General features: G+C 60.5%; 11 protein-coding genes and 2 pseudogenes. 4 read left to right on the forward strand and 9 right to left on the reverse strand.

Annotated features, from left to right (window positions below; all coding sequences use genetic code 11):
- The 3 genes and pseudogenes from YUU_RS55720 to YUU_RS0148270 all read left to right on the forward strand — a co-directional run bounded on the left by YUU_RS55720 (window position 1) and on the right by YUU_RS0148270 (window position 2,452).
- Window positions 1–801, forward strand: coding sequence for an FkbM family methyltransferase (locus YUU_RS55720; protein ID WP_051390319.1), 801 nt, complete (start codon window positions 1–3; stop codon window positions 799–801).
- Window positions 802–986: 185 nt separating this feature from the next.
- Window positions 987–1,533, forward strand: a pseudogene (locus YUU_RS54720) (GDP-mannose 4,6-dehydratase); the annotation flags it as partial.
- A complete protein-coding gene (locus YUU_RS0148270; protein ID WP_027528541.1) occupies window positions 1,514–2,452 on the forward strand; it encodes a GDP-L-fucose synthase in 939 nt (312 codons plus the stop codon). The pseudogene YUU_RS54720 and the gene YUU_RS0148270, both read left to right, overlap by 20 nt.
- A gap of 48 nt (window positions 2,453–2,500) precedes the next feature.
- Here YUU_RS0148270 and YUU_RS0148275 read toward each other — a convergent pair whose 3' ends face one another.
- The 7 genes and pseudogenes from YUU_RS0148275 to YUU_RS0148305 all read right to left on the reverse strand — a co-directional run bounded on the left by YUU_RS0148275 (window position 2,501) and on the right by YUU_RS0148305 (window position 10,251).
- The gene (locus YUU_RS0148275) at window positions 2,501–3,898 is read right to left on the reverse strand and encodes a hypothetical protein (RefSeq protein WP_156944979.1); all 1,398 of its coding nucleotides are present in this window, start codon (window positions 3,896–3,898) and stop codon (window positions 2,501–2,503) included.
- 314 nt (window positions 3,899–4,212) lie between these two features.
- Window positions 4,213–4,572 carry a hypothetical protein gene (locus tag YUU_RS59975; protein ID WP_156944980.1) on the reverse strand — a complete coding sequence of 120 codons (360 nt, stop codon included), beginning with the start codon at window positions 4,570–4,572 and terminating at the stop codon, window positions 4,213–4,215.
- Between the two features lie 163 nt (window positions 4,573–4,735).
- Window positions 4,736–5,866, reverse strand: coding sequence for a hypothetical protein (locus tag YUU_RS54725; protein ID WP_035665410.1), 1,131 nt, complete (start codon window positions 5,864–5,866; stop codon window positions 4,736–4,738).
- The gene (locus YUU_RS54730; protein ID WP_084802067.1) at window positions 5,863–6,873 is read right to left on the reverse strand and encodes a glycosyltransferase family 2 protein; all 1,011 of its coding nucleotides are present in this window, start codon (window positions 6,871–6,873) and stop codon (window positions 5,863–5,865) included. The genes YUU_RS54725 and YUU_RS54730 overlap by 4 nt, the downstream gene beginning before the upstream one ends.
- A gap of 41 nt (window positions 6,874–6,914) precedes the next feature.
- Window positions 6,915–8,525: a hypothetical protein gene (locus YUU_RS0148295; RefSeq protein ID WP_156944981.1), complete on the reverse strand. Its 1,611-nt coding sequence runs from the start codon at window positions 8,523–8,525 to the stop codon at window positions 6,915–6,917.
- Between the two features lie 295 nt (window positions 8,526–8,820).
- Window positions 8,821–8,949, reverse strand: a pseudogene (locus tag YUU_RS0148300) (ATP-binding protein); the annotation flags it as partial.
- Window positions 8,950–9,027: 78 nt separating this feature from the next.
- The gene (locus YUU_RS0148305) at window positions 9,028–10,251 is read right to left on the reverse strand and encodes a phenylacetate--CoA ligase family protein (RefSeq protein ID WP_027528546.1); all 1,224 of its coding nucleotides are present in this window, start codon (window positions 10,249–10,251) and stop codon (window positions 9,028–9,030) included.
- An 84-nt stretch (window positions 10,252–10,335) separates the two neighbouring features.
- On the opposite strand from YUU_RS0148305, the gene YUU_RS0148310 reads away from it, so the two are divergent.
- Window positions 10,336–11,487, forward strand: coding sequence for an AGE family epimerase/isomerase (locus YUU_RS0148310; RefSeq protein WP_027528547.1), 1,152 nt, complete (start codon window positions 10,336–10,338; stop codon window positions 11,485–11,487).
- A 60-nt stretch (window positions 11,488–11,547) separates the two neighbouring features.
- On the opposite strand, the gene YUU_RS0148315 is transcribed toward YUU_RS0148310, so the two are convergent.
- Together YUU_RS0148315 and YUU_RS0148320 are read right to left on the reverse strand one after the other, a co-directional pair.
- Window positions 11,548–12,387, reverse strand: a complete 840-nt coding sequence (locus YUU_RS0148315) for an ABC transporter ATP-binding protein (protein ID WP_027528548.1) — start codon at window positions 12,385–12,387, stop codon at window positions 11,548–11,550.
- A gap of 179 nt (window positions 12,388–12,566) precedes the next feature.
- Entirely contained in the window at window positions 12,567–13,847 is a 1,281-nt protein-coding gene (locus YUU_RS0148320) for an ABC transporter substrate-binding protein (protein ID WP_027528549.1), read from the reverse strand.
- Between the last annotated feature and the right edge of the window lie 14 nt (window positions 13,848–13,861).

The following is a 13,861-nucleotide window of genomic DNA, read 5'->3' on the forward strand; positions in this document are numbered from 1 at the left end:
ATGTTTCAAAAGCTATTGCGGGATCTTGCCGTCAGGGTGTTCGGAGTCGTGGCCGAATTCGGTTCCAGGTCTAAGCTGTTTCAGCGGATGTTTCTAGCATCCTATTCCATGTATAAAGAGTACCTGGAAGCTGGGCCAGTCGACGAGCTCAAGCAGTTTGTTCCGGTCGGCTCCGTCGTGATCGATGTGGGGGCGAATGTTGGTTTCTTTTCGAAGCGCTTCGCGTCCTGGGTGGGTCCGCAGGGTCAAGTGATTCTGCTTGAGCCGGAAGACAGAAATTTCGAAGCCTTGCAGTCGATGCTCAATCGGGATGGCTTGATCGGTCGAGCCCGTTTGATCAAGGCCGCCGCCTCAGAAACGTCCGGCAAAGCACTGCTGAAGATCAATCCTCACCATCCAGGGGATCATAAGCTGTCCACGGACGACACGGGCGTCGCGGTAGAAACGGTGCGCTTGGACGATCTGGTGTTGGACAAGGGCGCTGGCAAGCCGAGCTTGATCAAGATTGACGTTCAGGGTGCCGAGCTGATCGTGTTGCGGGGCGCGCCGGAGATATTGAAGCAGGCAAAGCCGGCGCTTTTTGTCGAGCTTGACGAGGCGGGGCTCGGGAAATTCGGTGCGTCTGTCGCGCAAATACTCGGCTACATGGGCAGCGCCGGGTACGATGCGTATTGGCTCAGAAAAGGAGGGCAGTGCACGAGGGCGACTGAAAGCGACATTGTCGCGCGAATCTCAGAGATCGGATACGTGGACGTGCTTTTTCTGTGTTCGAGCGGGCGGGCCTCGGGCCGGACCGGGTGAGCGAGGGAAAGTGCGGAGGCTCCTTGCCCGGAGGCCACGCATTTCCCACGCCTGATCTACGCGGCCGATTCATCAGTTCCAGCCATTCGTCCGGGACATGTCTGGGCTTGACCCGGCCCCCCCGACATGTCCAAAGAAGGGCCGGATGGGGGCGTTGAGACTCCCAATTGGCGACCCCTTCAAGAGCCTCCGGCATGTTTGCGAGTAGTGGCATCCTGTTCAACCACGAGAGTCCAATCTGCGGCGAAACCTTCGTGACCCGCAAGATCACCTGCGGTGTCGCTCGCATCGAAGTCCGCCTCGAGGGCGCGCTCCCTCTCGGCAATCTCGAGGCCAAGCGCGACTGGGGCCATGCCAGAGGCTATGTCGAGGGCATGCGCATGATCTTGCAAGCCGACAAGCCCGACGATTTCGTGTTGGCAACCGGCGAGACCCGCTCGGTTCGCGAGATGGTCGAGCCCGCCTTTGCCGAGGTTGGCCGCCGGATCGAATGGCGCGGCAAGGGCGTCGACGAGACCGGCGTCGATGTGAAGAGCGGCAAGACGGTGGTGAAGATCGATCCCACCTATTTCCGTCCCACCGAGGTCGATCTCCTCGTCGGCGAGGCCAGCAAGGCGCGCGCAACTCGGCTGGAAGCCGAAGCGCACTTTCGCGCAGCTCGTGCAGGAGATGGTGGCAGGCGATCTGGCCGAAGTCAAACGGGAAGCCACCGATGGCAAGCTTAGCGTTTGAGCTGAAGGGCAAGAGCGTCTACGTCGCCGGCCATCGAGGCATGGTGGGCAGTGCGCTTTTGCGCCGGCTTGCCCAAGAGGACGTCAGGCTGCTCACGGCCAGTCGCAGTGAAGTCGACCTCTGCAATCAGGCCGCCGTGTTCGACTGGTTCGCCCATAATCGGCCGCAAGTCGTCTTTCTTGCCGCCGCCAAGGTCGGCGGCATCGTCGCCAATGATACGCTGCGCGCCGAGTTCATCTACGACAACATCGCGATCGCCGCGAATGTGATCCACGCCGCGCATCTGAACGGCGTGGAGAAGCTGATGTTCCTGGGCTCCTCCTGCATCTATCCAAAACTGGCGCCGCAGCCCTTGCGCGAGGATTCGGTACTCACCGGCCCGCTCGAGCCGACCAACGAACCCTATGCGATCGCCAAGATCGCGGGCATCAAGATGGCGGAGGCCTATCGCAGCCAGTATGGCAGCGATTTCATCAGTGTGATGCCGACCAATCTCTACGGCCCCGGCGACAACTATCATCCCGAATACAGCCACGTCGTCGCCGCCCTGATCCGCCGCTTCCACGAGGCGAAGCTCTCGGGTGCGGCGAGCGTCGCGGTCTGGGGCACCGGCACGCCGCGGCGCGAGTTCCTCTATGTCGACGACATGGCGGATGCCTGCGTCCACCTCATGAAGACCTATTCGGCCCCGGAGCTGATCAATATCGGCACGGGCGAGGACGTCACCATCGCCGAGTTCGCCCGCGTCGTCGCCGACATCGTCGGGTACCGTGGCGCCATCACCTTCGACACTTCGCGCCCCGACGGCACGCCGCGCAAGCTGCTCGACGTCAGCCGCCTTTCCGAGCTCGGTTGGTGCGCGCAGACCTCGCTCGATGACGGCATTCGGCGGGCCTACCAGGCATTCCTGTCGAGCTAGTCCATCGAATTGGGAGTTCGTTGTCCCGCCACGTTGCGGGCACGGCTGTTACGAATGTCGGGACACGCTCGCCTTGGGCTCGAGATCGACGTCGCGCTCCGCGAACAGGGAACGAGGTGTAACATACCAAAGCAGGAGCAACAGCAAGGCGCCGTGACTCGCTAGCGCGACCGACAGCGGCACGTTCATCAGGATGTTGAGCAGAACTCCACCGGACAGGAAGACGAGTTTGGCCGGCAGTCCCGCGGAAACACGGTTGGCGAAGCCGAACAGGAGCCCGCAGCCGAGGGCTGAAAGTGGCGCCCAGGTCATGCCGAGGGAGGCGATTCCTTCCGTCGCAAACATCGAGGCGTTGAAGTAGCCAATATGATAGGTGTTCTGCATCACAACGGAGAGTTGGTCCTGATAGGGGCAGGCCACCAGCCGATTGATGATGCCGATGTGGCAGAAATGGGTCACGTCGTGGCTGGAGAAAAAGCCGTTGTAGAAGTCCATTGCGCTGGACGTGAGCGCGAACGCTCTGAAATTTGCTGACCCGAAGTAGGCAATGAATGCCTGGTGTGGAAGCAGGTGGAAGGCGTTGAGTGCGGCCGCTGCAATCCCCACCAGCAGTGGCAGGAGAAGAGAGACCATGACCGCGGTCCGAACCTCGAAGAAACGGGTCAGTGCGGCCAGGAACATCAGCCATGCCGGGGCGAACAATGACACCTTGCTCAGCGTGATCGGCCAGAAGAGGACGAGCAAGAGCAGGCACAGCGCTGCGCGCAGGCGCATGTCGAACCAGACGAAACACGCAAATGCAAAGGGTAGCAGCGTGCCCGAGGTCATTCCCATGGCGTATTCCAGCGGCTTCGGGAATCCCAGCTCATTGCGAAACTGGTAGATGTCCTCGAGGCCGACCAGCCGAAAGTGGTAAAACATCCCCATCGCAACGACAGCCGCGGCCGCGATCAGGATCGCCGACAGAAGTCTTCTGAACATTTCAGGCGTCAGCGCGAAACGCTGTTTGATCGGCGACGTGATCAGGAGCGCCGGTGCCAGGAAGGCGACCCCCGAGGCGAAGGCAGACACTGACGCCTTGAAGTGATCATAAGGAAACGTCGAAAAGTTCACGAGCCAGAGATAGCCCAGGATCAGAGTGTAGGCATAGAAACCGAGCGCATAGCCGAAACTGAAGCGGCTGAAGGCAAACGCGACGGACACGAGGGCGAAGGGGGCCACCCCGAGAGCAGCCGCTCGAAGATGGTCAGGATCATTTCCGGCGAGTCGAAGAAATACGTCGTAGTTGTCGACCACGATGATCAGCGAGATGCAGCACGCGATGACGTGGCAAAAGCCGAGTAAAGTTAGCCGCATCCAGCCAGAGGGACGCGAACCAAATGTAGCCTGATCAGCAATCAAGTCTATTTCTGCGCGAGAAGGCCCACCGATGAATGTCGAGGTCAAGACGAGAATAGCCTTCCATTGTCACGATCCGCAATCCAGGGGGCCACTTGGCCGACCACGAACACGCGCATGTGCCAGACAATGTCTTCCCCCGAGAAGCGGGCGGGTGCTCCGCAAACACATGTGTTTGTTTAAGGCCAAGCGTGTGGAAAGTCTAGTTTTCGGCGCATAGGACTTTTTGGGGATGGGCGGGCCCTGCCTCGGGCGCGGCCGATTGTCCGATAGCGACTGAGGCAATCGAAGTACGGATCAATCAGCGTGCGTACGCTCCGAAGTCGCTTGAGATCTCGCGAATGGCTGATCCGGTCGCAGATTCAGTTCAACCGGGAATACTGCTGCTGCTCGCATTCTTCGAAAAGCACCGATTGTCTCGAGCCCTCGTAAACATCGTTATTGAAGAACACCGAAAAGGTGTAGTGCGGCCTGCCAGGCACCGGAGCCGCCTCTCTCAGACAAACAAAATAATCACCTGGCCCATGGTCAGTTCTGCGCAGCGCCGATATCTCGACGGGCTGCGTCAGTTTGGCTTCTTTCACAGAACTGCCGATGCCTTTTTGCAAGGCTTCCTGGCTAGGAGGTCCCACTGGCTGGACGGCTGATGGGGGTGCAGGGGCGTCTACCCACCCTGAAGAACAGCCGGATAGAAATAAACAGAGCGGTAGGATGTAGCGCATCACTCGACTCCCTAAGCGGCCGGAATGGCTGCGCTAGAAGTTCGGAGGCTCGGGCTGCGGCAACAACGTGCCACGGCCGTCAGCGAATGAGACTGTACTTTTAGCCTCCTTCGTTCAGTACTGGCAGGCGATCGTGAAACGCCAGCCTCAGTCGTGCTGATTGTCACTCTGGGCGTATCGTCTTGGGGCCCGTACGGCCCGTCGGCTTAGATTCAACTACCGTAAACAGCAGGGTCCAGAGCGAAAGTGCGGCGCACGGAACTGTGTAGTAGGGCGTAAAAACGGGATGTGTCGCAAAAAATAGGATATTGACGGCGAGATTGGCGGCTAAGACCATCGTAACTCCGCCTCTTGCACTATGGCGCGTCAGCAGGGCCGTCCAACCGACGGCGAGCAATAGCAATCCGAACTGCGGGTCCATCGCATATTCGAGCAGCGTCGCCAAATCCAGTTGCGGAGAAACGGCATCAGCAGCTCCGTAGGTCGTCGAAAATGGCGAGCCAGCGTTGATGGCATTCGCGACCAAAGTTGGCGACACCCCGAACAGCAAGCCCACTCCGAAGGAGACCCCCCTCAAGAAGCTCGTCATGTTGCGCGTTAACAGGAATGTGCCGAACAAAGTCAGAGAGTATCCGGCGGACAGCAGCAGATTGGCCAAACGAAAGTTGACTGATAGCCCGAGCAGGAATCCGAGAGCGGAGAATATTGCAAAGGAATGGTCGCGTCGCGAATTGAACAACTGCGCCGTTAGCCAACCCGCGGCTGCACAAACGGCCATGGTCGGCGCCATAGAATAACTGGCCTTGGTCGGATTGATCATCAAATATAGCGCGACGGCGCCGAAAACCATTGCAATCGCCAGGGTAGCTTGCGTCTGGGCGCGCCGAATCGCGAGGACAACAAACGCAAAAACGAGAAGGGTACATACGGTGTACAGGGGTACTACCTGAGTGCCGGGCGAGAATAGGGCCAGCACGAACCCCGTGCCCGGCGGATATTGAAGAACCCATTTGTTCAGCGTGGATATGTACGTGTGACAAGGGGGTATCTTGCCTTCGTCCCATCCTCCTGGCAGTCGGTGCAATTTGTTGATCAGGTAACGGTCGTCGTCCTTTGTGAGGGAAGTCTCGAGTCCGTCGACGCCAAATCTCTGGAAGAGATGCGCCTGCCGAAGATAGCAAATGTCATCATTGACGCCGCGATCTTCCGTCCAGCGGGACATGGACAGGAGATTGCTTATTGCAATGCCAAGGCAAAGCGCCAAAGCAAGTGCTTTTTGTACTCGAATTGTCATTCCGCCGCCGCTCTATCTTTCGCGGGGACATCAAGCACCGCACTCCGTTTCACGGCGTCCACAATGAACAGCGGACGCGCCTTTCCGCTCAGATATATCCGCCCGACATATTCGCCGATGATGCTGAGCGAGACCAACTGGAAGAAGGATGCAACAATGATGGAGATCATTAAGCTGGTCCAACCCCGTTCAACTGTCAGGTACATCCAGGCGTAGAGGGAGTAGAGGCCGACGGCAAAAAGTACGATCAGAAGACAAATCGCTGCGATAGAAGAAAACCGAAGCAGAGTCATCGAGTAGCCAAGAAATGCATCGGCCGCGAATGCAAGCATTTTTCGCAAGGGGTATTTGGTCTCGCCGGCAAATCGCTGCTGACGATCGTATTCAAACGGAACTTGCCGGAAGCCGACTGACGCTACCATGCCGCGGATGAAGCGATCCCGTTCTGGCATTTGGGCGATCAAGTCCGTCACGCGACGCGACATAAGTCTGAAATCGCCGGTGTCGACGGGTATCACGATATCGGTCATCCTTTCCAATAGCCGGTAGAAAAAACGCGCCGACGCCTTTTTGAACCAGCTATCGCCCACCCGACTTCGCCGTTTTCCATAGACTACGTCGGCGCCCGTTGCATATCTGACCCGGAGCATCTCGCCGAGCAACTCCGGAGGATCTTGCAGGTCGGCATCCAGCACAAAGATGTCGGTGCCTCTCACCGCCGATAGTCCAGCGGTTAATGCAATTTGATGACCAAAATTGCGGGAAAGCCGGATCCCGATGATGGGATCACCCTTATTGATGAGTTCCTCAATAGCTTTCCACGTTTCATCCGAAGAGCCGTCGTCGACCAGGATGATCTCGTAGTTCGCTCCCACGGCCGTTACTGCGCTTAGGCTTGCGCGCCGTACGAACTGACCGACGCTTTCCTCCTCGTTGAAGCATGGCGCGACAATGGAGACGAACGCCCGCGAGGCTTCATTCGCCATGCCAATCGCATTGGTGTTCATGCTGGAGCTAGAGTGGGCCACAAGTACCTTCCATGCATCCGTCATTTGTCGCTGATCTGAAGGTTGATCTGAAATGGAGTGCAGGCGTTGTCCGGCGGCCCAAGTAGGCCGACGCTGAGGCATCCTTTTGATCGATCGGACAAGGCGGTCGTCAGTGGTGTGAAGCCATTGGTTGCCGCGTGCTCGATATCGACCAGGGTGCGTTCAAGTCCGCTATAGAGCGCGTTGTCTTTTGTGTTTTCCTCAGGAGTGAACCTGACAGCTATGGCATTATGAACACCTAACGCGCGCAGATAGGCCATCACTGAAAGTACTGGTTCATAGGCGCGTGGGCCATGAGCATCTAAGACAACTGGACTAACCGGGGCTTGCTGAGCAGCACGTGCTACGCGCTCCACTTCGTGGAAGAACGTATTGGTGGAGTCGATGTTTTTTTTGACAGCGACCGCGAGGGCGGGCGGGCTTTTTAAGTTTCCGGTTACGAGAGCGAATATCCAGAAAACCGAGGCAGCGAGTTGTGCGTATTTGATTGTGCGGTCAGGGAAGTGATCGCGGAGTTTGCTTGATAGCTCGCACAAGATAAGGCAGCAGACGGCTGGAACGAGCAGCATCGCTGGGAAGTCGTATCGAGAATTGTGTGGAAAGAGCATGCGGTACACGCCGCATTGAGCGGCGTACATCGCGACAAAGAAGAGATAAATCGCGAATGCGCCGCACGAGAGCGTGATCCAATGTGTAAGTGGTTTGTTCGGGAGGACCTTCAACAATCGGAAGAAGACTATTGGGAGAACCCATAACCACCACGTAAGCGACAGTGCTTCCAGCGTGCCCACTATTGCGAATAGAATAGTCTGGGATGGGCCGGCCGATTTCCCATAGTAGTCAGCCCCGCCCATGCTGCGTACCTCCTTGACGATCATGAAGGCGATCGAAGCGATGGAAGTCAGAACGAGCGCTGTAAGTAGAAGGATGAGAATTGTGGACAGTCGTTTGTAGGTCCGCGCCAGCGCAAATACGAAAGCGGGTCCAAAGAGCGCCAGAGGCAGGAACGTCTCTTTCAGGCCGGCGAGAGCAACCGCTGCAACGGTGAGGAGGATCGCGCCTGCGCTCGGGCCAAGCCTCCATCTGGAAAAGAAAACAAGATCGGCGCCCAAGATCATTGCCGCGACAGCCGCGGCGCCAAATATCTCCGACGGTCCGAGGCGGGACCAGACATCACTCCACAAAGGTAGAAGCGCGATCCAGGCAACTATCGGCCCGCCGAGCCATACGCCAACAAATCGCGAAATCGTCCACCAGACGGAGGCAAGAAAGAAGGCAAAGCAGACCGTGTTGACGAGATACCACAGGTGAACGTCGGGTCCGAAGAGGGAGGCCTCGCTAACCTTGAGGAGATAGAAGACGGGTCGAAAGCGTCCCTGCAATTGCCCGACCTCGGTCTTTTCGATGAGCGTGCTCCAGATTTTGCCCGCGGGCAGATGCAGATCGGGTCCCAGATAGCTAAACACCTCGTGGTCATCGATCACGCCCCAGTTGGCCTTGGATATCTGGTTGCCGGTGAGGAGATAGGAGAAGGCCACGGAGAAGCTCAGGATGGCAACAAGCTGCAGCGTCCGGTTATTCGGAAAAAGCAGCCGATCGAGCCAGTCCATTTCAGTCCCCGTTCCGCTCCAGCCCATGCCAAAGACGGCCGGCCAATCATTTAGGCTGGGAGGGTCGCACTAGGGACGGATCGCGTGGACGACAGGTGGCCGAAGGGTCAAAAGGTGGGCACCCTCTTCGGATAAGCGGGGCCGCCAACAGGCCAATCCTCAGCAGCAGACAATAATTCTGCGGCCCGCCAAAACAAGGCGGGATGCCCAATGTTGCTCGTCGTCCCGAGCTATGCCTAATGCATTAAGATAACCCCCAGCTCCCAGAGCTAGTAAGCGCAACTCTCGGGCGAGATCAATAGCCTGCAACCGCGCGCTGATCGACGATGTCACAGTGATGGGTCAACCGGTCGAGGAGCGCGGCGGTCATCATGGCGTCGCCGAACACGCTGGGCCATGCTCCGAAGGTGACGTTGACTTGGACCTCGGCGACGATAGAGCCGCGCCAGGGTGATTTTCCCTGCAGAATTCCCTGATCCCAAGGAAACTGGGATTTAAGCACTCACCGCTCGTCGGCGATCACCTTGCCATCGTTCGGTAGTGCGCCCTGGCTCACCAACTCGACATTGCCACCGAGCTTCGTCACCGCGCGTAGCGTGGCGGCGATCTCCTCGTGGAGCGCCTCGCTTGCTGCCGCCGTCTCGGCCTTCAACGTCATCGCATCCGTTTCGCGCTCGCGGGTGACGACGAGACGCAGGCGCCCGAGCGCGGGATGGCGCTTGCCGATCTCGGCGATCTGCTCGGGGCGGACGAACATGCCCTTGACCTTGGTGGTCTGGTCGGCGCGACCCATCCAGCCCTTGATGCGCATGTTGCTGCGGCCGCAGGAGCTCTTGCCCGGCAGCGCCGCGGTGAGGTCGCCGAGCGCAAGGCGGATCCAGGGATGATGCGGGTCGAGCGAGGTCACCACGATCTCGCCGACGTCTCCTGGCGCAACGGGATCGCCGGTGCCTGCCTTGACGATCTCCATGATCAGGTCCTCGTTGACGACCATGCCTTCGCGGGCCTCGGTCTCGAAGGCGATGAGGCCGAGATCGGCGGTACCGAAGGCCTGATAGGCGTCGATGCCGCGCGCCTTGATCTCGGCCTGGAGCGAGGGCGGAAACGCGGCGCCCGACACCAGCGCGCGCTTGATCGAGGAGACATCGCGCCCCGCGCTTGCGGCGGCGTCGAGCAGGATCTTCAGAAAGTCCGGCGTGCCGCTATAGCCGATCGGCCGGTAGGCCTCGATCAGCTCAAATTGCGCTTCCGTGTTGCCCGGGCCCGCCGGGATCACCGCGCAGCCCAGCGCCCGCGCCGAGGCGTCGAAAATGAAGCCCCCGGGGGTCAGATGGTAGCCGAACGTGTTGAGCACGACGTCGCCGGGCCGAAAGCCCGCGGCGAATAATGCCCGCGCCCCGCGCCAGGGGTCGGCCTGGGTTCCCTCCGGCTCAAAGATCGGTCCGGGCGAGGTGAACAGGCGCGCGAATGCCCCGGGCGGGTGCGCCACGAAGCCGCCGAAGGGCTGGGAGGCCCTGTGCAGGGCGGGCAGTTCCGACTTGCGCAGCACCGGCAGCCGCGCCAGCGCCGCCCGCGAGGTCACGGAGGCCGGCTCGAAACCCTTCAGACGCTCGGCATAGGCCGGTGCGGCCATGGCATGGTGCAGGATGCCTGGCAGCCGCGAGAACAGCTCGGCCTCGCGCTCGTCGGGCGCGCGCGTCTCAAGGGCGTCGTAATGGGCGGTCATGGCTGGTCCTCAACTGGTTCGCTTCCGTTGCGCCGCCTCGCGCGCGTCGCTATCAGGGCGGCAGCCGGAGCTGGAGAAGGTGGAATGGCCGACGAACAGGGGATCACGACGGAGGAGGCCGCCGATGTCGTCGCCAGATTGAAGCGGCGAACGATCGACGCAGCGCTGCCGTTGTGGTCGGGCGAAGGCTGGGATGGGGCTACGGGCGGCTTCATCGACCGGCTGCACAAGGATGGCACGGCGGATCGTGTGGCGCCTCGCCGCGTGATGGTGCAGGCCCGCCAGATCTACTGCTATGCCAAGGCGGCACAGATGGGCTGGTATCCGGACGGCCGTGCGATCGCGTTGAAGGGTCTCGAGTACATGCTGGCGCGCGCCAAGGCGCCGGACGGCCGTCCGGGCTACGTGCATCGCTTGACGCCGGAAGGTACCGTGCTGGACGGCAAGCGCGATGCCTACGACCACGCTTTCATCCTGCTCGCGCTTGCGACCGTCTATGCGCTGGACAGGGACGCGCAGGTTCGCGCCGAGATCGACGCGCTGCTCGCCTTCATCGACGCGCATTTGCGCTCGCCGCATGGCGGTGTTCACGAGAGCCTGCCGACGGCGATGCCGCGCCGGCAGAATCCACACATGCATCTGTTCGAGTCGATGATCGCGTGTTTTGACGCGACGCATGACCTGTCGTTCCAGAACCGCGCCGGCGAGTTCTTCGCGTTGTTTCTCGCCAATCTCTACGACAAACAGAAGCGCGCGCTCGGCGAATATTTCGAGGAGGACTGGTCCAAAATCGAGCCAGTCAGTGTCGAGCCCGGCCACCAGGCCGAATGGGTCTGGCTGTTGAAGGGATTCGAGCGCATCACGGGCTGCCCGACGGGCCGCTATCGCGGCGAATTGCTGCAGACAGCGGTGCGCTGTTACGACACCGCAACTGGCTGCCTCATCGACGAAGCCGACGTCGACGGCAATATCCGCCGGCATTCGCGGCGGCTGTGGCCGCAGACCGAGATCGCGAAAGCGTGGATCGCGCAGGCCGAATCCGGCGAGACGGGCGCGGCGGACAAGGCGCTCGCGGCGCTGGTGCGGCTGGAACGGCACTATCTCAGCCATCCGGTGAAGGGCGGCTGGTATGATCAGTTCGACCGCGACGGCAACTCGCTGGTCGAGACCATTCCTGCGTCGTCGTTCTATCATGTTCTCTGCGCGGTCACGGAAGCCGAGCAAGTGCTGGGGTGAAACGCTTTTGTTTTGACGCGTTTTCTTCACGCGAACCGGTTCCCACTTCGCTTGAAAACGCTATAGCCAGCGCTTGCGTCGCTTGAAGCTCTTGAGTTTCTTGAAGCTCTTGCGTTGGTCGCCGGCGCCGCCGAGGTAGAATTCCTTGACGTCCTCGTTGTCGCGCAGATCGTCGGCGGTGCCGTCGAGCACGACCTTACCCTGCTCCATGATGTAGCCATGGCTCGCGACCGAGAGCGCGGCGCGTGCGTTCTGCTCGACCAGCAGGATGGTGACGCCGAGGTCGCGATTGATCTTCTTGATGATCGCGAACACTTCCTTCACGAGCAGCGGCGACAACCCCATCGACGGCTCGTCCATCAAAATCATCTTCGGGCGCGCCATCAGCGCGCGGCCGATCGCGAGCATCTGCTGTTCGCCGCCGGAGAGATAGCCGGCGAGGCCCGTGCGCTCCTTCAGGCGTGGGAAATAGTTGAAGACCATGTCGAGGTCGGCATCGATCTCGCGGTCGCTGCGGGTGAAGGCGCCGAGCTTGAGGTTCTCCAGCGACGTCATGTCGGCGACGATGCGCCGCCCCTCCATCACCTGGAAGATGCCGCGGCGGACGATCTTGTCGGGGTCGATGCCGTTGATGCGGGCGCCGTCGAACATGATCTCGCCGCGCGTGACCTCGCCGTCCTCGGTCTTGAGCAGGCCGGAGATTGCCTTCAGCGTCGTCGACTTGCCGGCGCCGTTGGCGCCCAGCAGCGCCACGATCGCGCCCTTGGGCACTTCGAGGCTCAAGCCCCGTAGCACCAGGATGACGTCGTCATAGACGACCTCGATGTTGCGCACGCTGAGCAGCGGCGGCGTGGGAACGACGCTTGGATTGGGGCGCTCGATATGAGTCACTTCACTCATGGTCAGTTACTCTCGTTCTCTTGGTTCGTCATTCCGCGGCGCCTCGAAGAGGCGAGTCCGGAATCTCGAAGGTTCCGGGTTCAATGCTTTGCATTGCCCCGGAACGACGGGAGAAAGCTGCGGATCCCCCGCTTTCGCGGGGGATGACGCGGCGAATAGTTGGTACGCTCGTTCCTACCTCACCACCCCAGCCATTCCGGCTTGCGCGGCAGCTCGACCGTCTTGACCTTCTCGAGCTTGATCACGCCCTTGCTCATGAGATCATTGAGGTCGCCATCGGTCGCGCCCGTGATCTTGGTGCGATAGAGATCGACCTTGAGCGTGCCGCGATGGTCCTTGTCGGTCCAGGTCGAGGGATTGCAGACGCCTTCCATTCCCGCCGGCACCCAGTCCTTCTTCTGGTAGAAGCCCTTGGCGACGTTCTCGCCGGTGGCGCCGCCGTTCTTGACCGCCCAGTCGAGCGCTTCCTTGGTGTAGAGCGCGCTGCAAACGGCGGCGACGTAGTGCACGGGGCGATAGACCTTACCGGTCGGATCGGACATCTTCGAGATCTCCATCACCGTCTTCATGCCCGGTGCGTTACCGCCCCAGCTCACTGCGGTACGCAGCGGGAAGATCACGCCGTCCGCCGCATCGCCGGCCGTCTTGGCAGCGTTCTCGTCCATGCCCCAGACGTTGCCAAGGAACTGCACGTCGACGCCCGCGGTCTTGCAGGCCTTCAGCACGGAGATATTCGAGGCAGCCGTATTGCCGAGATAGGCGTAGTTGGCGCCGCTGCTCTTCAGGCTCAGGCATTGCGCGCTGTAGTCGCCGGGCGTCAACGCAAACACGATCGGCGGCAGCACCTCGAAACCGAGCTCGGTCGCGAGTGCCTCGCCGGCGGCCTTCGGTGCGTTCGGGTAGGGATGGTTGCCGCCCATGTGCACGAATTTGGGCTTGCCGCTCTTGCCCTTGGCCTTCCAGTCTTCGGCCGCCCAGGTCAGCATCGCGCGCATGGCATCGGAATAGCTCGGGCCATAGAAGAAATTATACGGCGCGGCCTTCGCCTTGCCGCTGCTGCCCTCGGGATCGGTGAGTGCTGCGGCGTAGGAGCCGGACATATAGGGGATCTTGTCCTGCGCGACGAAGGTCGTCAGCGCTTCGGTGTCCGCGGTGCCCCAGCCCATGATCGCCGCGACCTTCTCGCCGCCGGACCACTTCTTGTAAAGCGCGACCGCGCGCGGCACCTGGTAGCCGTAATCATTGCTGTCGACATTGAGCTGCTTGCCGCCGATGCCGCCATTCTTGTTGATCCAGGCGAAGGTATCCACTACGGCCTGGCCGTAGGGCGTTCCCACGTCGGAAGTGGCGCCGGAATAGTCGGCGAGATGGCCGATCGCGATCTGCGCATGTGCCGGCCCGGCTACGGCGCCGATCAGCAGCGCAAGCGATGCGGTGCTCAAAAGGGCTTTGATCTTCATGGGTTGGTTCCTCC

Source organism: Bradyrhizobium sp. Ec3.3 (assembly GCF_000472925.1).
GTDB lineage: Bacteria > Pseudomonadota > Alphaproteobacteria > Rhizobiales > Xanthobacteraceae > Bradyrhizobium.

Bases quoted from the DNA above. Each gene is read 5' to 3' on its own strand.
- YUU_RS0148310 (WP_027528547.1), top strand. From the start codon at position 10,336: ATGGCCGACGAACAGGGGATCACGACGGAGGAGGCCGCCGATGTCGTC.
- YUU_RS0148305 (WP_027528546.1), bottom strand. From the start codon at position 10,251: ATGACCGCCCATTACGACGCCCTTGAGACGCGCGCGCCCGACGAGCGC.
- YUU_RS54730 (WP_084802067.1), bottom strand. From the start codon at position 6,873: ATGAACACCAATGCGATTGGCATGGCGAATGAAGCCTCGCGGGCGTTC.
- YUU_RS0148315 (WP_027528548.1), bottom strand. From the start codon at position 12,387: ATGAGTGAAGTGACTCATATCGAGCGCCCCAATCCAAGCGTCGTTCCC.
- YUU_RS55720 (WP_051390319.1), top strand. From the start codon at position 1: ATGTTTCAAAAGCTATTGCGGGATCTTGCCGTCAGGGTGTTCGGAGTC.
- YUU_RS0148270 (WP_027528541.1), top strand. From the start codon at position 1,514: ATGGCAAGCTTAGCGTTTGAGCTGAAGGGCAAGAGCGTCTACGTCGCC.
- YUU_RS0148295 (WP_156944981.1), bottom strand. From the start codon at position 8,525: ATGGACTGGCTCGATCGGCTGCTTTTTCCGAATAACCGGACGCTGCAG.
- YUU_RS0148320 (WP_027528549.1), bottom strand. From the start codon at position 13,847: ATGAAGATCAAAGCCCTTTTGAGCACCGCATCGCTTGCGCTGCTGATC.
- YUU_RS59975 (WP_156944980.1), bottom strand. From the start codon at position 4,572: ATGCGCTACATCCTACCGCTCTGTTTATTTCTATCCGGCTGTTCTTCA.
- YUU_RS54725 (WP_035665410.1), bottom strand. From the start codon at position 5,866: ATGACAATTCGAGTACAAAAAGCACTTGCTTTGGCGCTTTGCCTTGGC.